This window comes from Vibrio sp. STUT-A11, from assembly GCF_026000435.1.
Taxonomy (GTDB): domain Bacteria; phylum Pseudomonadota; class Gammaproteobacteria; order Enterobacterales; family Vibrionaceae; genus Vibrio.
Genome location: NZ_AP026763.1, coordinates 1367172 through 1393871, shown reverse-complemented (window position 1 = coordinate 1393871; position 26700 = coordinate 1367172). Strand labels below are relative to the sequence as shown.

23 protein-coding genes and 3 pseudogenes are annotated in these 26700 nt (G+C 44.1%); 5 read left to right on the top strand and 21 right to left on the bottom strand.

All coding sequences use genetic code 11. From position 1 onward, the window contains the following. Positions 1 to 59 precede the first annotated feature (59 nt). From galM to OO774_RS06670, 7 genes and pseudogenes are all read right to left on the bottom strand, one after another. Positions 60 to 1124 carry a galactose-1-epimerase gene (galM, locus tag OO774_RS06700; RefSeq protein WP_264905715.1) on the bottom strand — a complete coding sequence of 355 codons (1065 nt, stop codon included), beginning with the start codon at positions 1122 to 1124 and terminating at the stop codon, positions 60 to 62. 9 nt (positions 1125 to 1133) lie between these two features. Further along, entirely contained in the window at positions 1134 to 2294 is a 1161-nt protein-coding gene (gene galK, locus OO774_RS06695; RefSeq protein ID WP_264905713.1) for a galactokinase, read from the bottom strand. 112 nt (positions 2295 to 2406) lie between these two features. Next, positions 2407 to 3459, bottom strand: coding sequence for a UDP-glucose--hexose-1-phosphate uridylyltransferase (locus OO774_RS06690; protein ID WP_264905712.1), 1053 nt, complete (start codon positions 3457 to 3459; stop codon positions 2407 to 2409). A gap of 55 nt (positions 3460 to 3514) precedes the next feature. Beyond that, on the bottom strand, positions 3515 to 4525 hold the full coding sequence (galE, locus tag OO774_RS06685; protein WP_264905711.1) for a UDP-glucose 4-epimerase GalE: 1011 nt from the start codon (positions 4523 to 4525) through the stop codon (positions 3515 to 3517). A gap of 1077 nt (positions 4526 to 5602) precedes the next feature. After that, positions 5603 to 5929 (bottom strand): annotated as a pseudogene (locus OO774_RS06680) (transposase); the annotation flags it as partial. A 997-nt stretch (positions 5930 to 6926) separates the two neighbouring features. Further along, a complete protein-coding gene (locus OO774_RS06675) occupies positions 6927 to 7703 on the bottom strand; it encodes an IS110 family transposase (protein ID WP_264905710.1) in 777 nt (258 codons plus the stop codon). Then, entirely contained in the window at positions 7669 to 7935 is a 267-nt protein-coding gene (locus OO774_RS06670; RefSeq protein WP_264905708.1) for a transposase, read from the bottom strand. The genes OO774_RS06675 and OO774_RS06670 overlap by 35 nt, the downstream gene beginning before the upstream one ends. Before the next feature lie 257 nt (positions 7936 to 8192). Here OO774_RS06670 and OO774_RS06665 point away from each other — a divergent pair. Further along, positions 8193 to 8372, top strand: a pseudogene (locus OO774_RS06665) (transposase); the annotation flags it as partial. Between the two features lie 260 nt (positions 8373 to 8632). Continuing rightward, positions 8633 to 9412, top strand: coding sequence for an ion transporter (locus OO774_RS06660; RefSeq protein WP_264905706.1), 780 nt, complete (start codon positions 8633 to 8635; stop codon positions 9410 to 9412). A 30-nt stretch (positions 9413 to 9442) separates the two neighbouring features. Here OO774_RS06660 and OO774_RS06655 read toward each other — a convergent pair whose 3' ends face one another. The 8 genes and pseudogenes from OO774_RS06655 to OO774_RS06620 all read right to left on the bottom strand — a co-directional run bounded on the left by OO774_RS06655 (position 9443) and on the right by OO774_RS06620 (position 21540). Then, positions 9443 to 11305 (bottom strand): DNA repair protein, encoded by a 1863-nt coding sequence (locus OO774_RS06655; protein ID WP_264905704.1) that lies wholly within the window; start codon positions 11303 to 11305, stop codon positions 9443 to 9445. A 7-nt stretch (positions 11306 to 11312) separates the two neighbouring features. Further along, on the bottom strand, positions 11313 to 12236 hold the full coding sequence (locus tag OO774_RS06650; protein WP_023584735.1) for a hypothetical protein: 924 nt from the start codon (positions 12234 to 12236) through the stop codon (positions 11313 to 11315). 3 nt (positions 12237 to 12239) lie between these two features. Then, positions 12240 to 12644 (bottom strand): TerB family tellurite resistance protein, encoded by a 405-nt coding sequence (locus tag OO774_RS06645; RefSeq protein WP_023584734.1) that lies wholly within the window; start codon positions 12642 to 12644, stop codon positions 12240 to 12242. A 16-nt stretch (positions 12645 to 12660) separates the two neighbouring features. Next, on the bottom strand, positions 12661 to 13830 hold the full coding sequence (locus OO774_RS06640) for a chemotaxis protein (protein ID WP_264905702.1): 1170 nt from the start codon (positions 13828 to 13830) through the stop codon (positions 12661 to 12663). Between the two features lie 40 nt (positions 13831 to 13870). Next, the gene (locus tag OO774_RS06635; RefSeq protein WP_264905700.1) at positions 13871 to 14839 is read right to left on the bottom strand and encodes a WYL domain-containing protein; all 969 of its coding nucleotides are present in this window, start codon (positions 14837 to 14839) and stop codon (positions 13871 to 13873) included. Between the two features lie 238 nt (positions 14840 to 15077). Next, positions 15078 to 15778, bottom strand: a pseudogene (locus OO774_RS06630) (type I restriction-modification system subunit M N-terminal domain-containing protein); the annotation flags it as partial. A gap of 144 nt (positions 15779 to 15922) precedes the next feature. Beyond that, positions 15923 to 17986: a hypothetical protein gene (locus OO774_RS06625; RefSeq protein WP_264905698.1), complete on the bottom strand. Its 2064-nt coding sequence runs from the start codon at positions 17984 to 17986 to the stop codon at positions 15923 to 15925. Beyond that, positions 17968 to 21540 (bottom strand): hypothetical protein, encoded by a 3573-nt coding sequence (locus tag OO774_RS06620; protein ID WP_264905696.1) that lies wholly within the window; start codon positions 21538 to 21540, stop codon positions 17968 to 17970. Before OO774_RS06620 ends, OO774_RS06625 begins: the two co-directional genes overlap by 19 nt. A 116-nt stretch (positions 21541 to 21656) precedes the next feature. Here OO774_RS06620 and OO774_RS06615 point away from each other — a divergent pair, with 116 nt between their 5' ends. Further along, the gene (locus OO774_RS06615) at positions 21657 to 22511 is read left to right on the top strand and encodes a WYL domain-containing protein (RefSeq protein ID WP_264905695.1); all 855 of its coding nucleotides are present in this window, start codon (positions 21657 to 21659) and stop codon (positions 22509 to 22511) included. 294 nt (positions 22512 to 22805) lie between these two features. Here OO774_RS06615 and OO774_RS06610 read toward each other — a convergent pair whose 3' ends face one another. Next, positions 22806 to 23021 (bottom strand): hypothetical protein, encoded by a 216-nt coding sequence (locus tag OO774_RS06610; RefSeq protein WP_264905693.1) that lies wholly within the window; start codon positions 23019 to 23021, stop codon positions 22806 to 22808. A gap of 353 nt (positions 23022 to 23374) precedes the next feature. Between OO774_RS06610 and OO774_RS06600 the strand changes: the two genes are divergently transcribed. Next, positions 23375 to 23659, top strand: coding sequence for a type II toxin-antitoxin system RelB/DinJ family antitoxin (locus tag OO774_RS06600; RefSeq protein ID WP_005398409.1), 285 nt, complete (start codon positions 23375 to 23377; stop codon positions 23657 to 23659). After that, on the top strand, positions 23656 to 23916 hold the full coding sequence (locus OO774_RS06595; RefSeq protein WP_264905689.1) for a type II toxin-antitoxin system RelE/ParE family toxin: 261 nt from the start codon (positions 23656 to 23658) through the stop codon (positions 23914 to 23916). The genes OO774_RS06600 and OO774_RS06595 overlap by 4 nt, the downstream gene beginning before the upstream one ends. Positions 23917 to 24079: 163 nt before the next feature. Here OO774_RS06595 and OO774_RS06590 read toward each other — a convergent pair whose 3' ends face one another. The 5 genes from OO774_RS06590 to OO774_RS06570 form a co-directional block, all read right to left on the bottom strand. Further along, entirely contained in the window at positions 24080 to 24322 is a 243-nt protein-coding gene (locus tag OO774_RS06590; RefSeq protein WP_264905687.1) for a BrnA antitoxin family protein, read from the bottom strand. Then, the gene (locus OO774_RS06585) at positions 24309 to 24575 is read right to left on the bottom strand and encodes a BrnT family toxin (RefSeq protein ID WP_264905685.1); all 267 of its coding nucleotides are present in this window, start codon (positions 24573 to 24575) and stop codon (positions 24309 to 24311) included. The genes OO774_RS06590 and OO774_RS06585 overlap by 14 nt, the downstream gene beginning before the upstream one ends. A gap of 221 nt (positions 24576 to 24796) precedes the next feature. Continuing rightward, positions 24797 to 25114 (bottom strand): hypothetical protein, encoded by a 318-nt coding sequence (locus OO774_RS06580; RefSeq protein ID WP_264905684.1) that lies wholly within the window; start codon positions 25112 to 25114, stop codon positions 24797 to 24799. Positions 25115 to 25599: 485 nt separating this feature from the next. Further along, positions 25600 to 25734, bottom strand: a complete 135-nt coding sequence (locus OO774_RS06575; protein ID WP_264905683.1) for a hypothetical protein — start codon at positions 25732 to 25734, stop codon at positions 25600 to 25602. Positions 25735 to 25957: 223 nt separating this feature from the next. Beyond that, positions 25958 to 26629, bottom strand: a complete 672-nt coding sequence (locus tag OO774_RS06570; protein WP_264905682.1) for a hypothetical protein — start codon at positions 26627 to 26629, stop codon at positions 25958 to 25960. Positions 26630 to 26700: the final 71 nt, after the last annotated feature.

Genomic DNA, 26700 nt, shown 5'->3' with positions numbered 1-26700 from the left:
TGTATCCGATTGACTAGGAATCAAAAAAAGGTGGGCATAGAGCCCACCAAAAATGCTATCTAAAATTCAAACTGATACACGGTTCGATGCTGATAGCAATCCCCTGAGCTCAACACCCCACTGTTGAGTCCCCATTCTGGTTTATTTGGTCCATCAGGAAAGTATTGCGTTTCCAAGGCAAGGCCGTCATAAAGCGCGTAAGTTTTGCTTGCGCCCGGCACACCTGCTAAAAAGTTTCCAGAATAGAACTGTATGGCTGGTTTAGTGGTTTTGACCTTCATCACCACATCTTCTTTGGGTGCAATAAGAACCGCGGCAACAGACACACAATCGGTCACTTTAGGCTTGAACACAAAGGCGTGATCGTAGCCACCCGCGTTTTTCTGATCCTGCTCGCTAAGAAATGCCTGGCCAATAAGTTTTGGCTCGGTGAAATCAAAACTGGTACCAGAGACAGGTTTTTGTTCACCCGTAGGAATTAAACCCGCATCCGTTGGCAAGTAATGCTCTGCACTAAGCTGCAACGTATGGTCCAAACTTTTCGCGTTGCTCGCCTCGCCCGCCAAGTTAAAGTAAGCGTGGTTAGTTAAATTCACCGGAGAGGTTTTATCGGTATTCGCTTCATAGGCAATAACGAGTTCATTCTCATCGGTTAACGTGTATGTGACTTTGACATCGAGATTGCCAGGATAACCTTGGTCACCATCAGGCGATCGAAGCGTAAAAACAACTTGTCGATCACTTTGTTCGGCAATCTTCCAACGGCGTTTATCGAACCCATCCAAGCCTCCGTGGAGCGAGTTTTCACCGTTATTAATACCAAGTTGATAATGCTCTCCATCGATCTCAAATCGACCATTTGCAATACGGTTGGCAAAACGACCGACGATGGCACCAAAATAGGCGTCTTGCTTCATGTGTTCTGCCATATTTGGCGAGCGCAATAGCACTTCACGGTGTTCACCATCTAACGGCAGCGTGCAACTCAACCAAGTCGCACCAATATCCATAAACGATGCCGTCATACCATTTGCATTAGTAAGCTGGAGCAGATTCGCCGCTTGACCGTCAAACGATGGCGTTTGAATCATCGCTTGTTCTAATTGTTCAAAATATTCTTTCATCGCCTGCCCTTACAACGCTTCGATCAGACCTGCGCCATCCTGGGCTTTACAAACATAAATCGACGCTGTTAAACCTGTCGCAGCTTCATATTTAGCTTCTACCGTCGATTTCACTTCATCCACTAATGCAGGTGGAACCAACGCCACAATACAACCACCGAAGCCACCGCCGGTCATGCGCACACCTCCTTCTTCGCCAATCACCTCTTTCACCATCTCAACTAAGGTGTCGATTTCTTTGACGGTAATTTCGAAATCATCACGCATTGATGTATGCGACTGAGCCATCAGTTCACCCATGCGTTTAATATCATGCGAACGGAGCGCTTTTGCCGCTTCGACTGTGCGGTCGTTTTCGGTGATCACATGACGCGCACGTTTTGCCACCATTTCATCCAACTCAGAGACTTTCTCGTTGAACTGCTCAATGGTGACATCACGCAGAGCTTTAACGCCAAAGATTCGCGCCGCTTCTTCACACTGCTGACGGCGAGTGTTGTATTCGCTGTCTACCAAGCCACGTTTTTTATTCGAGTTGATGATCACGACTGCCATGTCCTCAGGCATAGAAACCGCTTGTGTTTCCAGGCTGCGGCAGTCCAATAACATGGCGTGGTTTTCACGGCCTTCTGCCGAAATCATTTGATCCATGATGCCGCAGTTACAACCAACAAATTCGTTCTCGGCTTGCTGACCATTTAATGCGATTTCCGCCTGGCTTATTTCCAGGTTGAAGAGCACTTTGAACGTCTGACCAATCACGACTTCCAGTGCCGCTGATGAGCTCAACCCCGCACCTTGAGGGACATTGCCGCTGACAGAGATATCAGCACCGGTAAACTGGTAGCCACGAGCCAACAGACACTTCACGACACCGCGAATGTAGTTTGCCCACATTTTGTCTTCTTGGAATGTGATTTCTTGAGTGATATCGAATTCATCAACCGCGTTATCGTAATCAACCGATACCACGCGTACTAGGTTGTCTTCACGCTTTGCTGCCGCAACAACCGTCTGATAGTTAATTGCACATGGCAGTACAAAACCATCGTTGTAGTCGGTGTGTTCACCAATCAGGTTTACACGACCAGGCGCTTGGATAATGTGGCTTGGCGCATAGCCTAGCACTTTCTCAAAAGACGCTTTCACATTTTGGATTAAATCAGACATAGGGACGTACTCTTAAAACTTAAAGTTAATGTTGGGATAACGCGCTGAACCTAACTTTTTATCTATATCGTCGCGCTATCCCGTTGTTCGTTATCAGCCTAAATTTGAGGGCTTATTGTTCTTTGTAGTGCAAGTCACTGACATCACGCAGACGCTGCGCAGCTTGCTCTGCGGTTAAGTCGCGTTGGCTTTCGGCCAGCATTTCGTAACCCACCATAAACTTACGAACCGTCGCGCTACGTAAAAGTGGCGGGTAGAACAATGCGTGAAGCTGCCAATGGTCGATATCTGTGCCTTGTTCAAAGAAAGGGGCGTAGTGCCAACCCATTGAGTAAGGGAAAGAACATTGGAATAAATTGTCATAACGGCTGGTTAGCTTTTTGATCGCTACCGCCAAGTCATCACGCTGCTCATCACTTAACTCGCTCATACGGCGGATGTGTGTTTTGGGTAGTAGCATGGTTTCGAATGGCCACGCTGCCCAGTATGGGACAACCGCCAACCAATGCTCGGTTTCAACGACGATACGGGAGCCATCTTTTAGCTCTGCCTGCACGTAATCCACCAGTAGATTGCTACCGTGTTTCTGGTAGTACGCTTTTAGGTTTTGCTCTTTGCGTTCAATCTCATTTGGTAAGAAACTGTTCGCCCAGATTTGACCATGTGGGTGAGGCTGAGAACAGCCCATGGTTTCACCCTTATTCTCAAACGCTTGGACCCAAACATACTCTTTACCTAGCTCTTCAATTTGCTCGTTCCACGTATCAATCACGCCACGAATTTTGTCTACCGGTAGTTCAGGTAAGGTTTTGCTGTGGTCAGGAGAGAAACAAATCACCCGGCTCAAACCGCGTACACCTTGGGTTTTAAATAATGGGTTGTCTGATTCTGGCGCATCTGGTGAATCCACCATCAGCGCAGCGAAATCGTTATTAAACACGTACGTGCCCTGATAATCTGGGTTAACATCGCCAGAGATACGCTCATTTGTCGGACACAGGAAACACTTCTCATCGTAGCTTGGTAGCTCATCAATCGCAGCTTTCTCATCCGCCCCACTCCAAGGACGTTTTGCACGGTGTGGTGAAACTAAAATCCATTGACCCGTTAGTGGGTTGTAACGGCGGTGTGGGTGATCCACTGGGTTAAATTCAACGTTCGACATTTTACTTACTCAACTCATTCTTCTTACTAGTCCGACGCACTGCACCGGATGAAAATTAGTAACCTTGTGGGTTGTTAGATTGCCAATTCCAAGTATCGGCAGTCATTTCAGCAACGCTGCGTGTTGCTTTCCAACCAAGCTCGCGCTCTGCCTTGTCTGTGCTCGCCCAACATTCGGCGATATCACCCGGACGACGCGGGCACCATTCGTAAGGCACAGGTTTACCGCAGGCGGCACCGAAAGCTTCCACCATTTCAAGTACGCTAGAACCTTTACCTGTCCCTAGGTTGTATGTGTGCAAGCCCGCTTTCTGCCCCACAGCTTTCAGTGCCGCAATGTGGCCATCAGCCAGGTCCATTACATGGACGTAATCACGCACACCTGTACCGTCCGGCGTTGGGTAGTCGTTACCAAATACGGAGAGCTTTTCACGACGACCAACCGCGACTTGTGCAATAAACGGCATCAAGTTGTTTGGAATGCCTTGCGGGTCTTCGCCCATGGTGCCTGATGGATGCGCACCAACAGGATTAAAGTAGCGCAGCAAAGTGATGCTCCAATCGCTTTCAGCATTGAACAAATCACTCAAACACGCTTCCACCATGTATTTACTACGACCGTATGGGTTAGTGGTTGCACCTGTTGGTGAGTCTTCTGTGATCGGAACGATTTCTGGATCGCCGTAGACGGTTGCTGAGGAACTGAATACGATGCTCTTCACACCCGCTTTACGCATACTACGCGCCAACACCAATGAGCCATTGACATTGTTATCGTAATATTCCAATGGCTTGACGACTGACTCACCTACCGCTTTCAGACCTGCAAAGTGAATGACCGCTTGGATATCATGCTCAGCGAATACCGAATCCAAAAACGCTTCATCACGAATATCGCCTTGATAAAACGTTGGCAGTTTGCCAGCTAGCGCTTCAATACGGCTCAATACTTCTGTTTTGGCGTTACACAAGTTATCGACAATGATGGGCTCCATGCCCGCCTCAATCATCTGAACGCATGTGTGACTGCCGATGTAACCCATACCACCTGTGACAAGTACTCTCACTTTTACTTCTCCGCTGTTGCTGCTTCCTGCTCGTTACCGGACCTGATGCTCACTGAGCCAGCGTTATTCACACCAAGTCGATACGCCCAATTCTTCAATGGTTAAAAGTCTATCAACCAACACCGATTCAGTTCCGTGATCAAACTCAAATTAGTGTAAACGTTACCACTAAATAAAAAGAAACATTTTAAGTTTTTTGTAGAAAAATCGGGCGAAACCTGGCTAATTCACGAGAATTTAACAGTAATCACACGCAAATGACAAAATATAACTTACATAGCATCCAAAAGTCGCCACGAATATTGTAATCGTTACCACTAAGATTAACTGTCTGAAACTGCCAAGTGTCGTTTGCAGCAACTACTCGAAGCACCGCTGACTCTTCGTAGTTACAACGCACAAGTTGTGGGGACGTCACGATTAACGTGTTAAAAAGCTTACAAGGCTAGGTATGCTCGAAACTCAGTATATTGCTTAAAAACAGGCTATTTAGATACCATTACTCTTAAACTAAATTCGGCAACGAAGTCAGTAGCCTATGAGGCCGCTATAATCGGCAGCCTCTTTCCACTTCTTGCGAGATCCGTATTGTTTCTGGTGATCCAAGGCAATTTCTACCACTTCCATTCAGGAAGAGACCAACAACGTTTGTCGGAGGAAAATAAACTTTGATCGGAAGCGTGCCTTTTCAAGCGATTCGTGGTCTATAAAAAGCTAAAGCTTGATCATTTTTAAGGTACATTGCTACCAAAAACACTGTGGAAATGACAATAAACTCTGATCACACAGATATTAACAAGGCACGAAACTAACTTTTGGACGATTCTGTTTTAGGGGATTTGCTAATTTAGCTATTCATAAATAAGTTCCGGTATTGAACACTGGCTGCCAGCGACCGACTAGTAACTCAAAATCATCCACAGTCCTAACCACACCTTATTTCTGCCACTGTTGATGAAAAATTCAAACAAGTCTACAACTCTACAGTTCATACTATCCAAATACTAATAACACTTGGGTCAAATCTCACATGTATTTGATTTCGGAATTGGCAGCGAAGGCTAGTATATCTCGTACCACCTTATGAATGTCCGGTCTGGAAGAGGCTTCGCAAATAGCTCGCGCATCATTAGCATCGTTCTTTTGCCTGCCAGCAAATGGTTTCACATGCTGGGCTGGGATAAGAGCCACTGTATATCCTAACTCCTGGAAAACTCGTCCCCAATGATGTGAAGTCGCATATGACTCCATAACAAGAGCGGTTTTCTCCGGTAGTTGGCGGATAGTATCAAGAAGCTTATCTCGCTTAACTTTACGATTAGACAAAATCCGGCCGTTAGTATCCAATATACATATTTGGAAGAGGTTTTTGGCAATATCGATGCCGACAACTCTAATGGACATACTCTTTACCCCTACTGTTCTCACTGGTTGCACCATAAGTTTGGTACAACGACGCTAGAAGGGAGGTGCGTCCATCACATCAAAGCCAAACAAAGCCCCTCAATCATTACATTACAAGGCTTAAAGGCAAATTAGTGCTTAAAAATGGATAAAAGCCATTTCCTAAACTCATTAAAAATAAATATGAACTATTTATGATTAGTTACTCAAGACAAAGAGAACAAACAGAATAGGAAAAGTTAACTGCTTTACAGTTAACACTTCTATTCACTCCTCTTTTGGGTGAGACAACCTTTTCTCTTTTTCTTATATGAAATAATATTTTTCCTTTCGCACCTGAAGCCTTACAGCACAAGGACTGAGAGCACTTCCACACTTACACTTTTTAGAACAACTTAAAAACACTAGAAAAAGGTGGGATGGGAACACATACCGGTGCAGGGCGAACGCATGAGTTGAATTAATGTTACTTTTTACACTTCCTTAACTACGATATATTTTCTCGATGACGGTTTCCGTTGAACTTTAGTTGTTTGTTGAACGCTTGAATTAGGGCTTGTATATCACCACGACAGGAAATCCAACAAAGATAACACTTACCGTTTACAAAAAATCTACTCATGCGATATCCCTGGGCAATGCCATTACTCTTGGAATGAACCTGATTCTGCTGCTTTATAAGTTGCTGGGTGCCAATCGGCGCCTTCGTGAAGGATTAAGCCTAGTGCGATGAAAGTTTCACGCTGGTTTTTATATGGACTCCTTCGGCAAATCAACAAAAAAACAAAATAAAAATAAGTATAGATGCGCTCTTATATACGGGCTTTCTTGAGGAGCTACCTCATCCTAAAATGTAGTCGCACCAATAGGCTAAGTTGTCTTAAGAACGGAATTATTGTGCCTTAGAATCCAACTAGCTTCTACTGGTCGGTCTTACATGTTTTACCATAGCTCTGTGTTGATTATGCTCGGTATATCAAGCTAATTTATCTAGCCGTTACACTGAATCATTCTTTAAAAGAACGTAAGCTGTTCGTACGGTTTTATTTGCTAACGCAATCGCAGCAACTTTCTTCCCACGTCTCTCTATTAATGCTTTTAACCATTGTTCTTTATTTGTTCTAGCTGGGCGATTCACTACCAGGCTAACGACCGAAAGCGCTCCTTGAAAAAGTGTTGAACGGATTCGCATGTCGGCACTTTTCTTTGATATATGCCCAATACGTTCTTCACCGCCAGAGCTATGCTGCTTTTGTGTTAAGCCTATGCTGGCTGATGCACTTCTTCCACCTGAGAAGTTCTCGCCTTTCCCTAATCGCAGAGCAAGACCTAAAGTCCCTATAGGACCAATTCCTTCAAATTTTATTAGCTTCTGACAGACATCATTATCTTTAATTGCCATCTCTAGCTGTTTAGTCAGATCATCCAGATGTTCTGTCTGAATAAGCAAATGCTCCCACAACCGAAGAAGTACGGCTCTGAACTGATCGGGTAATCCATTTTCCGCATCTTCAAGAATAAATGGAATCCCTTCTCTTAACGAGGTTAATCCTCGGGGTAGAATACCCCCCAATTCTGGCAGTAATCCACGAATATGATTACTTTGAGCTATCTGGTGAGTGAGAGCTAAATTTCTGCCTCGTTCCATTGATGGCGTTGCTTGCTCATCCACATATTGAACTCGAACGCTATGGATATGCTCAAGAGATGCTGCGGTGTCAATTGCAAGAGCATCGTTCTTATCTGTTTTTTGTTTGAAATCCCTTAACCGCACGAGTATTGATCACTTTGACTTGATGACCAGCGGCTTTTGCATATCTCGCCCAATAATGAGCACTAGAACACGATTTCATTGCCACTAATGAAAGCTTCTGTTTAATTAGAAGTTCTTTGAGCTTCGTTCTGTTTATTTCTCGATTGTATATAACTTTTCCCTGTGGGCTTAATTTACAAGCCTGAAAGACATTTTTTGCCAAATCAATCGCTATAACGTTATATTTCTGCATTGTATGGACTCTTGGTTAGGTTTTGATCAACTTCAACCGTAGCTCCCTGAAGAGAGGGAGTCCATACATCTTAGAGGGACGACACTTGGTAACAGATGTCGTCTACTCAACAAAGGCCGAAGGTGATTTAAGCAACTGCGAAGGATTCCTTCCTAGTTGCCAGCACGGAATAAGGGCAATTCGAGTTATCTTTTTAATTTAGTAAAATATGAATTAACTTCTATGGAAGCGGAACCGAGTCACTGTTACGAAGTCCGCTTAAAGAGTGGCAACAGCGACCGCTCAACGTGCTCTATCCCTTTGTTTAGCTTGACGCTATCCACTATAAAATCAAGGAAGACGGACGCTACATAAGCAAAACTATTCACGCCATCCTAGAACTGAAAATCGACGGAAAGAAGGAACTGCTTGATCTCTACCTATCTGAATCTCAAGGGGGAACTATTGGCTGTCTGTATGATCTTCATCCTTATGCATCTTTTTGATCATATGACGTCGCTCGGCGCTGTCAGGCAATGTTAGAATCATGCGTACTCGGTAACGGTTGCGAGTTTGTATGTTTGGCGACAGTTCAGATTGCTCAAACGTTACCGAGTTCCTTTTTGTTTCTACACACCAGTGGATTACATTTAGGAACAGCTATTTAGCTGGAGCTAATTCATGATAAAATAACTGCCTTAAGTCAGGAATCAACTTTATGTTTGTATTATCAAAAGGATCGATATCTTTAAAAAGCTTAGATCGACTCTCATCGTATGTCGTGATCAGTTCACTGCTAATATTTTTTACGCAGCACCTGTACGAAAACCACGTATTTCAGTACATCGATATTTATGTTTTGATCTATTTTTCGCTGGAATTTTTCTTGAAAGTACACGTGCTGTCGTGGAGGAGATATTTTCAGTCCCCGTCCTGTCAGTTTGACTTCTTTTTACTGGTTGCCAGCCTGGTCGCCATGCCTATCGCCGATATCGATAGTGTTATCTATTTACGCGTGTTCAGGTTAATCTCGGTTATCCGCGTGTTCAAGATCATCCCGAACGGCTCACAAGTTCTGAGCGGATTAGCTCGGGCGATCAAAAGCTCCAAAGCGGTGTTGATCCTGCTTTTCTGCCTGTTGTGCTTCTTTTCACTGATTGGATTTATCCTGTTTTCCACCAGCGTTCCCGACTATTTTAGTACTCCATTGACATCACTCAACACTGTCTTTGAGATATTTACCATTGAGAACTGGGGTGCATTGCCGGACTCTATCGATAAAACCAGCCATCCCCTGCTGCACGCCAGCGTCAATGCCTTTACCATCATCGTCCTGGTCAGCGGCGGCTTTATTGCGGTTTCTCTAGCGAATGCAGTGTTCGTTGATGAACTGGTCAGTGACAACAATGATGACCTCAAGCGGGAGGTGCTTGAGCTAAGGCGAGAAAATCGTGAAATTAAACAGCTACTAACCGAGATAAAGCACAAGATTGAATAAAAAACGCCTCTGATTCAGAGGCGTAGTGGGTTATGCGATTTCCAGCGTATTATTGTTTTCCAGCAGGGCCATAAAATCATCGCTGGATCTGATTTTAAGATCGACTTTCATGAAATCGGCTATCGCTTCAACGTCAGAGTTGACGTTACTGTCACCATCAATGGCTCTTGATAGATGTTCAGTCAGCGAGCGAAACTGCAGTTTATCCCGGGCCAGTTTGGCTATCGACGCCTGTTCAAACGCATCCGTGTTGTCTTTGATTTGCTGAATTCTCATCTCAAAAACTTCTTTAACCCGCTTGGTACGCAGCTCGGCCTTGGTTGAAAAAATATCGGCCTGATCAAGCAGCCAAACCACCAGGGTTGAACCAATCCCGGACACCATGATGCCGGTAGCCTCTTTGAGATGCTCACCCACCACAGGGATCATGTCGACATAGGGTGATATCACCTGCTCAAAGGTGAAACTCACATAGGTGACCACGGTCGTAGCAAGCAACTTTGTAATCGCATCGGCTTTCTGCGCCGGAGTGCTGTCACTGAACAGAATCTTGATCGCCTGGATTATGGCATTAAATCCTTCAGAAATGATCTTCAGCGCCCGTTTTAACATTCCAACAAACAGATTAATAACCGCATTGATCAGGTACTTGACGAAGTTTTTCAGTGCGTCCTTGATAACATCAAACCCGACATGTTTCAGGTTCGCCATGATGTAACGATACGCTCTCTTGAACCGTAATCCTATCGCATCTAGCTTGGAATCGGTCTCTAGTCCATGGAGTACGCCATATTGGAAAGTGTCTCGCAGCTCAAAGAAAATGGGTTTAATGATGAGGATGATGAGCTCACCAATACCCTTTTCTTCCAACTCATCTTTCGCCTGGCCGTAGGCTTCCTTCGCCAGTTTTTTGCCCATGTTACGATCTGTTTTTAGCTTGTTAGCCACCACTTTGTTCAGATCACTTTCGATCGCCTCCTTTGATGTTTTTTCGGCCTCCAGGGCATTATCCAGCGTTTTTTTCGTCGGCAGGTCGTTTAACTCCTGCTGTTCCGACTTGGATAGGGTCCCCGCTCTTTGCTTACGTTCAAGCCGGCCTCGCTTGTTCTCGACCCACTGCTGGTATTCACTCCAGGATTTCTCTCCTTTTGAAGTGTTGAGCTTTCCGGAGATATTCTTAAAGTTCGCGTCCTGGTTGAGCGCCGTTTTCAGATCATCGAGCGAAATTGCTTTACTCTGGCCATACTCCTCAAAAGCATGTTTCAGCGGAACCTGGTGATCAACGTTAATCTCACTTTTGGAATAGTTGACCCCCTGCTCTTTTTTCGCCTGGTTGATCGCATCGCTTCTCCGGTATAAATAGCGTTTCTGCCCCTGCTCATTGACTTCAAGCTCACTTTCGATGCGCCGGTTGTTTTTGATACGACTGTCTAGGTAGTCATCGAGCTTATCGGTATCTTCGACTATCTTGCGCTTACCTTTGTATGGCCCCTTGTCGTCTCGCTGCTTTCGCGTATGCTCGTCCAGACGTTGTTTATCGAGCCGATGATCGGCCACCATACTCGCCGACGCATCATAACTGAAACTCTGTAACTCATTCACCAACCGGGAGGCTGTAAGCCCCTTTTTTGACAACTTGAGTTTCGGGTGGCTGACCAGCCCGTCACACACGTTCAGCAGGATCGGCTTAACCAGTGACTCGCCGATGCCCGCTTGACTGTCGGCCATTTGCTCCTCAATGGTCTGTAACACTTCCAGGCTGTCTCGCTGATCGTGCAGTTCGACATCCAGCAGCACTTTGCTGGCCTGCAGTGGCGAGCAGCCCTCAAGCCGCTCAACTAGCTCGGTACTGGACAATGACTTGATTTCAAAATCTTGCTTGCTTGCCATCATTACCTCCTCATGCGCACAAAGAGTGTGACTGAGACATCTCGTACACCGCTTTGGCTTTCTCGCTGTCGGCGGCAATGAACTCACCCGATTCTGACAAGTAACCCAGGTTTGCCATCTGTTTCAGGACAATCGACAAGTTAAACAGGGCACGAAACTCTTCCAGGTGAACAATCGGCAAACGCTTAAAATCGAGTTTGTGGGCAAACACATCACTGTTTTCGGCCATCTGATGCATGCGCTGGGTCTGGATTCCGTATTCGAACCGGTCCAATAACTTGCTGTAGTTGGCCACCAGTTCATCGAAATACACCACCACGTTATCGATTGACTCTTCGATCACCTTAAGCTGCTTCTGCTGTGCCTCCAGCTTGGTGATCTCTTCAGTCACGCGCGCGCGCTCCTGCTTGGCACGCTCGAGCGACTCTTTGGCTTTCTTACGCGAAAAGAAGCCCAAGGTCAGCACCATACCCAGTGTATCCAACAGGCCCATCTGATTAAAATCAATCAACATGATCTCTGATTTCGCCCTGACACCACGTTGCGGTTTGATCTCCAGGATGCGGTCATCGAACAGCTCTTCAAAAGGCTGACCCTTTACCGTAACGTTGTGCATCCGCTTTGATACCTTGATAAAACGCTCGAAGTGAATCGCGTAAATGTCCTGCTTCTGGCGGTTGATCCGGCTGATCTTAGTCTCGATACTGGCGGATATCTGCCTGACCTCTTGCTCGTAAATCTGCTTGGCATCGGTAAACCGTTTTTCCGTTTCGGCAATGATTGATTCCGCTTCATCGGCATAGTGCTTACCCGTAAAGGCGCTCCATACCTTAGAGCACGTCTGCTTTACAGCACCTGTAGCTTTCGATGTGAAATTTTTTGCCGCACTATATGCGCTTGAACACCAACTTCCTAATCTGCTAACAAAGCCCATACATTATTCCTTATCAATCATGGCATAGCCTTCCGCCACCATATCGTTCATGGCGTTCACCCAACGCTGCATTTTCTTCACTTCAAAGCTGTCGATCGCCAGTGCATCGCTGAGCTTGTCCATAAACGCCTCTTCCTCGATGCACACCTCACCGTCGGCCAACAGGATCCCGAACAGTTCAACCAGTATGATGCGTTTGCTTTTCCCTTTTGATTTTGCCAGCACTTTGATCACGGACTCAATGTTGTCCTGCTTGGTCAGGGTATGCTCCGTCAGACCACATTCCTGCACAAACGACTGAAAAATCGTCTGCTCTTCGGTCTTCTGCTCACCGTTCAACCCCATGGCGTATTTCGCCAGTTCCAGGAAGTTCTTCTTCTCGCCAATATTCAGTTCAGATAAGTACATGTGTTGTCCCCAATAATTAATACGCTGTTTCTAGTTTTTGTTTTTCGTTGCCTTTCGGGTCATAGACCGTCTCGATACGCTTGCTGATTTCGCCGGCATCGTCATACAGGTATTCGAACACCAGGTTTCCGGCCTGGTCGAATTCACAGCCCCGTGCCGGTTTTCCGTCCTCATTAAACGTCATCTGGTATTTGAGCTGGGTACCGGCAAAGGTATCACTGCTGCGCTTTTTGCCGTTTTCATAGTAAATCTGCGTCACCTGGCCGGAGTGCTTGTCCTCGATCTGGGTCACTTTGCAGTCGCCTAGCCGCTTGACGAAATCGTCCGTGTCAATCGTCAGCTCCTGATGCCTGGCCAGTTCATTGGTCAGGCTCACCAGGTTATCGGCGCGTAACTGCTGGATCTGGGTGGTTAAATGTTCAAGCTGGGCAATACCGGCCTGCTTGGCCGCAAAATCGCGCTTCTCGTCCAACTGCTGAAGCGTTTGCAGCAAGGCTTTCAGGCTGCTGTGGGACTGGCCCACCAGCTTCTGCACGTGGATTAACTCTTCGCTCTGCTTTTTCGCCAGTGACCTAGCACTTTCCGCCTGGGTGCGTGCCAACTCAGAGTGCAGGTGACGGCTTTCCTGATGCTGCTCCTGGCTCAATGCATGCAGAGCCTCGATCTGCCGTTGCTGCTCTGCAGCCTGCTGCGCGATCAGGCCATCGGTTCTCTCTTGTTTGCTTTGCATCGCAGACAAGCTGGCCCCGGTGCTGGTGTGCTGCTCCAGCAACTTTTGCTCCAGCGCCAGCGCTGCACCTTTTAGCTCAGCCTCGGTCGCGGCAAGCTGTGAAGAGAGCTGAGTCAGCTCGCTCACCACTTCTTTCTCCGCCGCAGACAGGCGCGCGACCACTTGTGCGCCCTGCTGGTTAACTTCAGCAGTAACGTGCTGGATGATGTCGCCCGCAGCGATTTTCATCACTCTGAGCAACTGGTCCGTTTTATCGCTGAGTTGTTGGCCGAGCTCACCAGCCTGCCTGTCCATTTGCGTACTGTGCTGATCAAACCGGGCATTGACCCGCTTAGCTTCATCGAGTGCCCATTGCTGCATCTGATGCTTTTTGTTGATGGAGATAGCTTGCAGTAGCACGATCAAGCCAGCACAGCCAACCAATGTCCAAAATAGTAGCTCTAACGTAATTTCCATTATTGTTCCCTTAAACAGGTTGTTAGTTTGTTATTAAGTATCAGGAGACCGATGCCATCGGCTGGATCTCGATATCCCAAATATTGTCGCCGAAGCTGTTGAGCCACTTTTTCAGGTAGAGCGAATCAATCACACTCGCGCTGATATGCAGCGAATCATCACGCTCAACGACTTGCTGGTCCGGTGACAGTGGTGTTTCGCGCAGAAAGTAACCTTCAGACTTGGTGATGCAGAACTGTAGTCGGCACTGTTGACCTTCGCCAAAACCAAACCTTCCGTCCGCATCGTATTTTGCCAGGTCAAAATCCTCCGGCCGGTCAAAGGTGAAGGTGGACAAGTGCGCGCTGGTCACCCGGTGGATGGCTAAAGTTCGCTCATTCGTGTAACCTTCAAAACGACAGACCAGGTAAAGTCGCTTGCCCTGCTGCGCGATGCCAAGTGGCATGACGGTCGCTTTTTTCGGTTCGTCTTTGCTGTTGGTGTATTCCAGACTCAGCCACCGGTCTTCGTACAGACCCTGGCTGATGGTCCTGAGCACTTCCTCGTCCAGATGCGGGGCGAGCAGAGGCTGGGTTTCACTCACGACTCTGACCTTCTTCAGCCAGCTGCGCTCTTTTTGGTTAGGTGAGGTCGGATTAAGCTGGTAGTCCGCCTCATGAAAGAACCCGTCCATGGCAGCAAACATCCGGCTCGGCAAAAGGCCCGCCAGGTATTCCCGCGCCAGATGAAACAGCAGAGACTCCTGGGCCGACAGGGTCGGCAGACTGAGTACCGCGTTGACTTGGGTCAGCTTATAGCCGTAAGGTTTGCTTTTGTCGTTGCGGTCAAGGTTAAACTGCTCTGATAAGGTTTCCATGATCCTCTGTAAGGTGCGGATATCGCGCTCAATGCCCACCTCAGCCAACTGGCTCTGCAGCTCTTTAACCGTGATGTATCTGGACTTTGGAATGCGCTTGAGGATCTCAAGAGCCAGATTCAGAGATTCATTCAGAGATGACTTTTTTTTCATTTTGTGCTCATTTGTATACTGCATCTCGTGCGTCAAGTAGCGAAAACTATCACAAAGTCGCTATACATTGCTGATTTAAGCCAGATTTATATCAGATATTTTTGATATAAATCATGCTCATATCGTTTATGAAAATTTTACCGCTAGCTGCGTCAGAATATGTCGGATACCAAAAAGAGTTCATCATCAGCATCCAATTTCAGAATACATGGCCAATTGAACATTAATGACTCCGATAAAGCATACCGCCACTACCACATGCAGGGTCATACACTGTGATTGAAAGTGGCAAGTTATCTTAGATTGGATCGAAAACAAGGTGTGTCATTAGCTCAATAACTTCACGTAGGGTAAAGTGCTCACCCGCCTCTTCATTGAACTCAAGGATCAATTCCTCAAATATATAGCCCTTACTAAGATTGCCAAGTGCAGGTAGTTTGTTGCCCTCAGGATCTTCTTTCACTGTTGGCGTTAAGTTGATGTATGGCGAAACGAACTTCTCAAACACATTTAGCAGGACGTCTTTACCCGCCATGTGACGGATTTGAGCTTTCAGGTTAAACACTCAACAATCTCTTTTACGTTGTCACTTAAACCGTTGATGTAATCTTCGAAGTTAGCCAGCAAAATCTGTTGGTTGTTAGTCGCCGTACTGAATAGCGTTTGCAGAGTCCACTTGGAAGTGTTGTAGAACACATTACCTGATGCAGCGCACAATGGGGCATCATCAAGCTCAGTTTCATTCATCTCTTCTTTTTGGAATCGAACCTCTTCCAATACCGCTTCTTTTGATGGCTCTAAAAGCGTATCCAGACGGCGCAGCACCACCATAGGTAAGATAACGCCGCAGTATTAAACACGAACATAAATATTACGAAGACAGTCGTCGGTAATTGACCAAATAAATGAAATGAGTTTGTTATGTACTGAGTAGTCCATAATTTTCGTCCCAAAGCGATAGTTGCTTGAAGTTCAAACAATAATAATAGGGATAAGTGGACAGGATTTTATTGACTTTTGGCTCTAGTAGCGAATAAAACATGCGTTTCTGCTCGCTACTAGCTCCGTGGTTTGGTCTACATATCAAGATTTAAAACACTGCATCTCAATATGCTCACGTAAATGCTTAAATGGATAAGGCGTTACGGTTGGTAGACGATGTCTTAAATGATAAACGTCAAACAAGTTCTCTACCTCTTCAGGTAGTACATCAAACGAATGTTTTATCAGGTATAAATGACTAAAAGTTTCGATCTTGCTCTGTGGACTGCCTTTACCACCAGCAAAGTACATCCCCTGCTCTCGATTATAGAAGAAACCTAAAGATGCATTAAAGAATCCCTCACTTTGCCCTCTCATCGATGTTTTAAAAAAGAATCCTTGTTCACGCAACCAATCATAAAATTGTTTTTCATCACTGCTTTTGTATGCGATTGTCGAAAACTCATCAAACGTTAGAGGGGCTGTGTCATCCCACTCTGACAATATCGCTCCCAATTTGGTTACAACTTTACTCTCTGGGTTTTCTTCAATGAACTGAGTCAACAATGCAACCGGGACATCTTGTGATCGCCCTTCTTTAAGTTCACGTAACCGCTCTGCAACAGCTTCAAATTCCGGCAGCATTTGAATACCAGTATCAATAAAAATGGCATAGTCCCCCGTCTCCGGCCAATAAATAAAAGGGGGACGTTTAAATCCTTGAAATACTTGCCATTTATCATTACCTAAATCGAGTTCAATATCTTCAAGTTCCTCTTGAGTCGCTTGTGTATATTGCCATTCACCACCAACTAACTTAGACGCATACACTGGCCACGGCCCATCTCGGACCTCTGAAGACTCGCTTTTCGGTCGCTGAGGCATGTAATATATACATCCTTCAGGCCCGCTTGGGTACTCAATCAAATGCTTTCTTGTATGGACTTCTAGCTTGATAAGCAGTTCTTTTAACAGCACTTCCACCACGTGTCGGTTTGGCTGGCCTTGACGGTTCCATAAGCGCTCTGGGTAACACGACTGGAAAACTGTGTTTTGGTACTTTTTACGATAAACCTGATACGGGTCTTCTTCAGCAGACTTATAGGTGTCTTTATTGCCAACAATTAGGATATTCAATGCACCACGAATAGGAACTTCAGCAACTTCTGCGTTTATATCTAGATGTTCGATACCATGAAGCAACGTCAATGCAGCGTCAGTATCTTTGTTGTCGGTTAAATCACAGATCACCAAACGATGCTCTTTCAGTGCATCAAATAGCCCTACATAATGATTTTTGACAATAGTATCTGAAACAAATCTGTGTTTTTCTCCAGGAATCCGCTGCAACTTCACGGATACTGAATCGCCATAAGCTTGCTTAAGGTCTTGCATAAACTGTTCAAGAATACCGACTTTAGATAGTTGAAAGCCGCTATAAGACTCTTTCGTGATATCAATAGCCTGAATTCGATTCTTCGCATTAGAGTAAAGAGGCTTCTTGATGTAATCGCCCTTTATGGATTTGCTGACCAGCATCCCAACATCGTCAAGTTGATAACGTGTAACAAACCTTGCCTTTTTTTGTACTTCTCCGTTCTCTAGCGTAAACCAAGACAAGGGAGAAAATGTTTTAGTACCCATTGAAAGTGTTTGTTTGAATCCAAGTGCTGCACATGGCGCTAAGTCGATTTCCACGGTCGTTAATTCATAGCCAGAGTGACCTTTCGGTAACTTTTTGCTTTTGACTAGATAATACAAACCTTCACTTTCAAAGCGCTTTATCTCTGGTGTAGTACCAGTCAAAACTTTTGGTATCGCTTTGATCAGTAAACGAGCCAATTGCCATGTAGGTAGCTCGGCAGCGCTACTTGGTTTAATGGCCAAAGACGTGTCTTTGAGGTCTAATTTTGCGTTCTTTGGTAACATCACCCAATAACACGCTTCCTTATTGGTACCTTTCACTAAGCAATAAACACATTCGGATTTATAGATTTCAGACGCTAATGTAACTAAACGCTTAAGTCGTTCTGAGTAGTCTATGCCTTTATAACTGACACAGTAAATCGAAAAGCTTCTATCAACCCAATCAGTATCAATTGATATTTGTTCAATTAAGGTTGATAAAGGGCCATATGAGAAAGGTTCTAGCTGTTGTGTAACCATTTTATCAACTCCTGTACTGCTGTTAGGTTAGTGTCAGCATTGCCACCATCAATTAGTGCTGGAATTTCAATAACTTTAGCTAACTGTGGTGAGGTTTCTACGAAGCACGAGTCCAAATATCTAATCGGTTTTGAAACATCTCCTAACGCATTCACATAAATAAACTTCGAAGGCCCAAACTCTTCTTCTACCAATGAAATTTTCAAACTGTAGTCTTCGCTGCTTTCATTATCTTCATGCTTCCAGTATTTGCTGTCTAGCCAGATTGGTTGCTCAATCCCTGCAAATATGACTCTGTTGTCAAATCGCTCGTAAATAGAATTTGGAACTTCTTCAAAGGTAAAATCGAATGCTGTTAGCACTGCCTCTACTGCTTGCTCGCCCAACGCTCCCTTATAAATATTGGTAAACATAACCGGCGTCATCACATAAGCTTCTTTTTGCCACGAACAAGCAAAGCCTCTGTGTTCAAACCACGGCCTCACATATTGGTTCTGTACTAACGTAGCGAGGCTGCACGCTTCCTCTGAAACCATATCGCCAGTAGGCACTCTATCAAAGAACTCGAAGGCATTCGGATCACCATCTAAGTTACCCTGGTAACGGTAATACCCTTTGGTCATAGACTGTAAGTACAATCGATTGAATCGTTCAGGTTGAGAGACGATCGTAGGATAGCGAAGTAACTGAGTTCTAATGTCTTGCCACTCTTGAATATCAGTATCAGATGCAGGTTGGTTATGTAGACGACGAACTAGGGCTTTGATTGATAACATTCCGTCTTTATTGTTTCTTTGAGCAAGATTGAATAAACGGCGAACAACTCGGTCTTCAACAATAGATTTATCAGCTGATTTCGCTTTATCAACCAAAGCAACATATTCGTGAGAAAACAAGCTTGGGTCTCTGCTCTCTTCCGCCAGAATTTCTTTCAACCCAGAATCAGCAAACAAGAGAATTTGTTTTCGTTTCAGAGATGTTCTCCCTGCTCTTCCTACCGCTTGCTCAATGTATTTCCTTACTGCGCTTTGGTAATCACTTGTTTGGTAATATTGTTGTAAAGAGCGCTCTCTGCTCATGCCCATAAGTTGCTGGCGACACCAGCTTTCAGCGCTTTTCGGTGACAACTCGCCGTTCTCTTGCAAAGATAAAATTTGGTGGAACTGACAAAGCTGGTTAGCAGTGTGTGAGTAATCATCTGACAGGAGTAGCTGAGTAGGTTTTTCAAGATAAATACTGTCTATATCGCTTCGCTGCTGGGTGCTATAAGTGACATCGGCAACGGATATTAAGCTTCCACCTTCCAACGCTAAATTAACTGCGTAATCAGGGTTTTTACCTGCTCCCATTGAAGCATATGTACTAAATACAACGACTTTCCCTGGCTCAGTGTTTAGGTGATTGGAAATTTCATCGTAGCCAACCAACCTCATCCAATCAGCATTCACACCAAAAAATGTCTTGGTTTGAACATTAAATTCTTTTGCCCATTTATCACAGCAGAACTGAATAAAATCGTTAATGTTCTGACGTGTTGTATCTAGGGTGCGGTTTAACAACGACAACATATAACGATTATCAGGGGCTGAGATAAACGCTTTAATGCTAGCTAAGAGCTTAGACAACCAACTACGAACAAATGCCTGCTCTGATTCCGCAATACCGAGATAATGATTTAGGATAAAATGACTTGACCGAGCTTCCGGCTTATATTCCTCCAATAAAGCATCAAGAAACGCATCTCGGCTATTGAGATATTTTACCTTTAAAACCACGCCGTTATCTTTATAGTTGCGTCTATTATGGTAATAATCATTTACCTGCTGTTTTTGCTCTCTCGACAAAGATAGAAGCTTTTTACCCAAACGCTCATTCAAGTATTTAAAATCAAAGTTATGTATTACGGTGTCTGCTCTCGCTGTTGCACTTATCCCGACAATGACGGCACCTGCATCAACCATATCCGCTAAGACACCCGATGATGAAGTATTTAGGAATGACGCTTTACAATTTACGGTATCGCGAGTCCCCTGGTTATGAGCCACCTCTACAAGTTTTAGTCCGGTATGATGGTAACTCTTGCTAGAACTTAACTTGTTCGCTTTACCACCTGCAGATTGCCGTAACCCCCGGGTATCGAAAGACTCGTAAACTGCAGACTCAAATTCTTGTAAGTTGAAGTGAGTAAGCAGGGATTGAACAGCTTCTTGAAACGTTCCTTCTAGACTTCTATTTTCGCGTACTTCGATTTCTAGGCCACGAACGTTCTCCCAGTACTGAAACACGGCTTTACGCATTGTGCCAAGGAACCACTGATATATAACATCGGCTTCATTGACAAAGCGGGTTAAAAGGCCATTTTTTTCAATGAGAGACCATTCTACTTTCTCATCGCTGAATATGAGATTTTTCTGTCTTAATAAATCTGATTTTAATGACAGCTTATGAGTGGCACTACTTACATGCGTGAAGCTTCTATCCGAAAACAACCGAACAGGCCGCTCATTCAAGTTAGCTCCTTCCGTATTAAATGCGAACGCTAGATTCCACTTTGTGCCAAACTCTTCAAGTCGCTCACGGAACGGTTCAAATAGATCTTCAATTTTGTCGTAGCGAGGCGAGATCTCAAGTTGATGGTCTCGAAAGTTTGCTCTTAAAGTTCTGATCGCCCAAATTAAGTCCTGCGCTTGTTGCTTACACAACTCAGAAAGGATGACCTGATTCTGCTTGTCAATTTCATCAATGATAAGTACAGCGCCACTTAGATCGCGCAATGGGCTATAACGCGAACGAGTATTGTGGAAGCCTTTCAGAAACTTGCTAGTCGTTAAGAAAACAACATGCGCACTTCCATTACGAATTTTTTCACCCGGTAATAGTGTTTCAACGGATGTTAGCAACGAACCGCTCAACAATACTCTATCGGTCCCTTTTTGTTTCTTTTGCAAGCGGTCGACTAAATTACGGTAGAAGTAACCAGCTTGCCTATTTAAAGAGACTTTAACTTCAGGATTACTCGCATGGCGTCTTAGACCTGATATGGCACTCCACTCTGCTTGAACATCACGCTCTGCGTTCAAGTTAAATCCGGTTAACACTTCATTCAATACCGCATCAGAACATTGCAATAGCTGCTCTGACTGGTTGGGCAGGTGTACTATTTGCGCTTTAAGGTACTCTTGTTGTTCTAAAGTGAAGCGAGGCTCACCCTTGACTGTTTGTTCCTCAATTAACTTCAACAATTCTGCTTTCGCACTTACGACGTTATCTACTGAATCTGTAACGTAATAGAGTAAACGCTTGGATCTACTACCGCTCTTTTCTTCCTGTAATTCATTTTGCACTTGAACGAGCATCTGCTGGAGCAAAAAGTTTAATGCCGTGTATGTTTTCCCGATTCCGGTCTGAAGCGGTAATGGAAGCAAAGCACCAGATTTAGCGCCATTAAGTTTAGTGTAATTTTCGAGTGATTCAGTAATGACAAGATCAAGCGGCGATGGATCGGGAACGAGCTGAAAATCAAAATGAGTAAACTCTTCTATCGACACGTTCATACAACATTACCCCCGCAGACCTTGATGTTTTATTAACCAGACCATAGTATGACGTCATTAGCGACAGGTAAATACTGAATACATAAACATGTCGAATAACTAGACAGGAATCTAAAATGACTAAATGGCCAATTCGATGGGATCTACTGTTTCGATACCGAATGATTGAAATTGTTGCTTTGTGGGAAGGAAGATTAAATACCAACCACTTAATACAGAGCTTTGGCATTGGTCGGCAGCAAGCCTCCAAAGACATCAATACTTACTTAGTTGATATAGCACCTGGCAACCTGATTTACGACAAACAGCTTAAAGGCTACAAGCCGAGCGATAGCTTTGTTCCCAAGTTAACAAGTGGTCATGCGGATGAGTATCTGCACATTCTTTCTCGTAATGAAGACATGACCGTAACATTTGCTGATCTCAATATGGGCTTTGAAAACACAACCATGGTACGCCCAGTCACACGCAACATTTCACCACAAGTATTACGTCCTTTGGTACAGGCGATACGAGAGAAACAACGTGTCGACATTTGCTACACATCGTTAAAAGATGGTGAGTGCTCGGGGCGCATAATTTCCCCCCATAACTTAGTTTGTACCCCACTACGCTGGCATGTTCGCGCTTATTGTGAACATGCTGGTGGCTTTCGCGACTTTGTGCTGAGCCGTATTCATGGGATACCGGATATTAGCGATCAAGCCACTTACGACAAACACGCTGACAAGCTTTGGAGCACTAAAGTGAATGTTGATATTGTGCCTGACCCGCGTTTGAACGAGCAACAGAAAAAGGTAATTGAAAAAGACTATGCCATGAGTGACGGCGTTCTTAGCATCGCTACAAATGCATCATTAATACGGTATGTTCTAGATGCTTATAGCATCGATATACACACGCAGAAGTCTAATCCTCAAGGCCAACAAATTGTATTAGGTAATTTATCTGAGCTAACAAATTACCTATGATAAAGAAAAATTTATCTGTATTCAGATAACAAATAGAGCGAACTTATTGACACAACACGTGATTCAGATCTCATTTTAAAGTTATTTTTTGCAGTTCCCCTAAATGTCCCCCAACGAGTAGCAAAATAAATATAAAGCGTTAAGAAACAAAAGCTTAGGTGGAAATTAAAAATCCCTCTTGAGCAGTTTGTTAGTTTGCAAACCCAAAGCGTTGATTTTACGTCATTTTAAACTTTGCAAACAATAAACTTTATGTGTTTTGATGCACCTAAGTCAGGCGTAGTCTCAAAGCGGCTACTCAATGAAACCACTTGGAACAAACAACGCCGCAGAAAACGAACTCACAACACCAAAAAGCGCTTTAGGAAAGCTAATCTCACAATGCGGACTTTCAACAAAGTCACTGAAACCACGTGGAACTTGCCACACCAAAGAAAGCGTCACTTCAGCGAGTAGATAGGCTTTTATACCAACAAACTCAACGAGCAGAGTTGCAGCAAAAAAGTTCAACTCAGTTAACCCAAAAGTCGCCGCACCAAAGAACAAATCAACCGTTGAAACGATACCAATTTTTAGTTTACACCACGCAAGTTAACCCTGAAATTGAGTGCCGATACGACAATTTCGACTTTAAGCTTTTACCACTAGATCTTGCGATATAGGCGCATTTTTCCTCTTGCAAACTAACGCCCAATTAAGGTGTGAGGCACGCAATACCAATGCTGCCGCATACCACCATAATCACTAAAACCGACGCATAGTAAAAATGCCACGCGTGCCGAATCACTCTTAAATTGTTTGTTAGTTGCCCATCTTAAAGGCTAGTGCTAACATTTGTACACACACCAACAAAGGAATACATCATGGACACTAGAATTCAATTTCGTGTTGATGAAGAAACAAAACGCCTAGCTCAACAGATGGCTGAGAGCCAAGGTCGCACACTGAGTGATGCTTGCCGTGAACTTACTGAGCAACTCGCTGAACAACAAAGAAAAACATTATCTCACGATGCATGGCTAACTGAACAAGTAAACCTAGCATTTGAGAAGTTTGACTCAGGAAAATCCGTTTTCGTTGAGCATCAAACTGCTAAATCTCGAATGGAAGAACGCAAAGCCAGAATCCGTAATCGAGGTAAGCAATGATTTTATGGGAAGAAGAGTCACTTAATGATCGTGAAAAGATCTTTGAGTTTCTCTATGACTTTAACCCTGATGCGGCAGAAAAAACTGACAACCTCATTGAAGCAAAAGTAGAAAATTTGCTAGAGCAGCCTCTTATGGGTGTACAGCGAGACGGTATTCGTGGGCGATTACTTATAATTCCTGAGATTTCGATGATCGTATCTTATTGGATCGAAGGCGACATTATCCGAATCATGCGCGTACTCCACCAGAAATAAAAATTTCCTATGGATTGATTGCTTCCTCCGGGGAACTAACGCCGCGTTAAGTAGTGAGCAACGCCACCACGAAACCTAACCGTACCACCATAAACACAAAACCCAACGATGGAATGAAAAATGCCATGCGTTGGGAATCTGTCTTAAACGCTTTGTTAGCCGTTTAGTTTGAAGAGTGATGATGAGCTACATTCTCAAGCCTTTCAGCAAGCCAGATCTTAATAATTGACTGACGTGTAACACCAACTCTACTTGCCTCACGGTCTAAGGACTCTAACATCCATGCGGGGAAATCCACGTTTACTCGCTTTTGCTTTTGCATTGGACGCTTAACTTTAGATAAATCTAAATCACCTAAAATGTCATCGTCACTTTCAAACTTGGCATCAAACTCATGCGCTTTCATATAAGTTCACCTCCGCTTTTCGTGAACGCCTGACCGAAATGATCCTAATATTTAACCCTCTATATGTTATGACACCAGACCAATGCTTGCCATTTAACATACCGATGACTAAATACCTAGGTTCATCACTTGTATTTGCAGGGATCTCGATAAGATCAGAGTCATTCCACAAACCTTGAGCCGTATGGAAATCGATTCCATGTTTCTCAAAATTTGACCTGCTTTTGTTTTCATCGAATTCAAACTTAATCATGAGTAAAACTTATACCTTTTTTACTCACTTTGCAACTAACAACTCTACTGATATTTGTGAGAACGGCTAACGCCCTGCTAAGGGGTGAGCAACGCAATACAAAAGCCGCCGCATACCACCTTAATCACTTAAACCAACGCATAGTAAAAATGCCACGCGTTGCGAATCCCTCTTGAGCAGTTTGTTAGTTTGCAAACGCAAAGCGTTGATTTTACGTTATTTTAAACTTTGAAAACAATAAACTTTATGTGTTTTGATGCACTTAAGTCAGGCGTAGTCTCAAAGCGGCTACTCAATGAAACCACGTGGAACAAACAACGCCGTAGAAAACGAACTAACAACACCAAAAAGTGCTTTTGGAAAACCAATCTCACAATGCGGACTTTCAACAAAGTCACTGAAACCAAGTGAACTTTCCACACCAGAGAAAGCGCCATTTCAGCGAGTAAATCGGCTTTTGTACCAACAAACTCAACGGGCAGAGTTTCAGCAAAAAAGTTCAACGCAGTTAACCCAAACGTCGCCGCACCAAAGAACATATCAACCGTTGAAGGGTTGCCTAATTTTGACTTTTACCACGTAAATTAACACTGAAATTGAAAGCCGGTACGACAATTTAGACTTTGAGCTTTTACCACTAAATCTTGGGATATAGCCGCGTTTTTCCTCTTGCAAACTAACGCCCGCTTAAGTGGTGAGCAACGCAATACCGATGTTCCCGCATACCACCTAAATCACTAAAATTAACGCATAGCAAAAATGCCACGCGTTGCGAATCCGCCTTGAAGCGCTTGTTAGTTGGCAAACCCAAGCGCTTGATTTTAAGTTATTTTAAACTTTGCAAACAACAAAATTCATGTGCTTTTATACACTTGAGTCAGGCGCAGTTTCAAAGCGACTTGTTAATGAAACCATTTAGAACATACAACGCCGCAGAAAGCAGACTCACAACACCAAAAAGCGCTTTTGGAAAACCAATTTCACAGTGCGGACTTTCAACGAAGTCACTGAAACCACGTAGAACTTACCACACCAGAGAAAACGTCATTTCAGCGAGTAAACCAGCTTTTGAAGCGACAAACTCACCGAGCAAAGTTTCAGCCAAAAACCCCCGTTCGGCTAACCGCAAAGCAACAGCGCCAAAGAACAAGTAAGTCATTGAAATTATGCCTATTTTTAATTTAAACCGAAATAATTAGCACTGAATTTGAAAGCCAAAACCACAATTTTAACTTTGGGATTTTACCCCTAAATTTTGCGATATAGCTCCGTTTTCCCTCTTGCCAACTAACGCCGCATTAAGGTGTGAGTAACGCAACCATAAAACTTGCTCATACCACCATAAACACAAAACTCAAAGATGGAATGAAATATGCCAAGCGTTAGGAATCACTCTTAAATGCTTTGTTAGGTTTTTGTAGATTTAGATCATTTAGCAGCTTTTCCATGCTGAACTTCAATAATAATCTATCAATATCGGTAAACTTTCCATTTTGTATAGCTATTTCTTTTAGCCGATAGCCGGAGTCTAACTGAACAACATATTTATTGAAGTCAATTTGCTTCCGAGTTTCATTGAAAATTTCTACCAGCTTAGGGTCGCTTATAACTATTTTATCTATATCCCACCTAAAACCTGTTCGTTTTACAAAAAATAGATCTGTCACGTAATCGAGATCATCAGATAAAATTGAAAAACTACTTTGCTCAGCTTCTGAGAGGCTTAAGCTGACTCTGATTCCATGATTATTGATAAAAGGAATCCAGTAATTTTCTCTTTCCAAGTACACGAAGTAGTTGCTAGCACCAAAAAGTTCAAATCGTTTCAGCAAGCTAATAGTGAAGACAAACATATCTTGTTCGCAGTTTGAACCCACACTTTGACCATCAATACGAACAATCTCGATACATTCGCTTGAAAAATCTTCATTCTTAAGTTTGGAGAATAGTTCCTTGATAATCGTATCCGCACGACCATTTTCACCAACGACACTAACGAGAAAAAAGAATGTACATATTATTGCGAAAGAAATAGTTCCAATGAACTTGCTCATAAACCCTCCAACGAGTCAAACCTAACGCCCAATTAAGGTGTGAGGCACGCAATACCGATGCCCCCGCATAC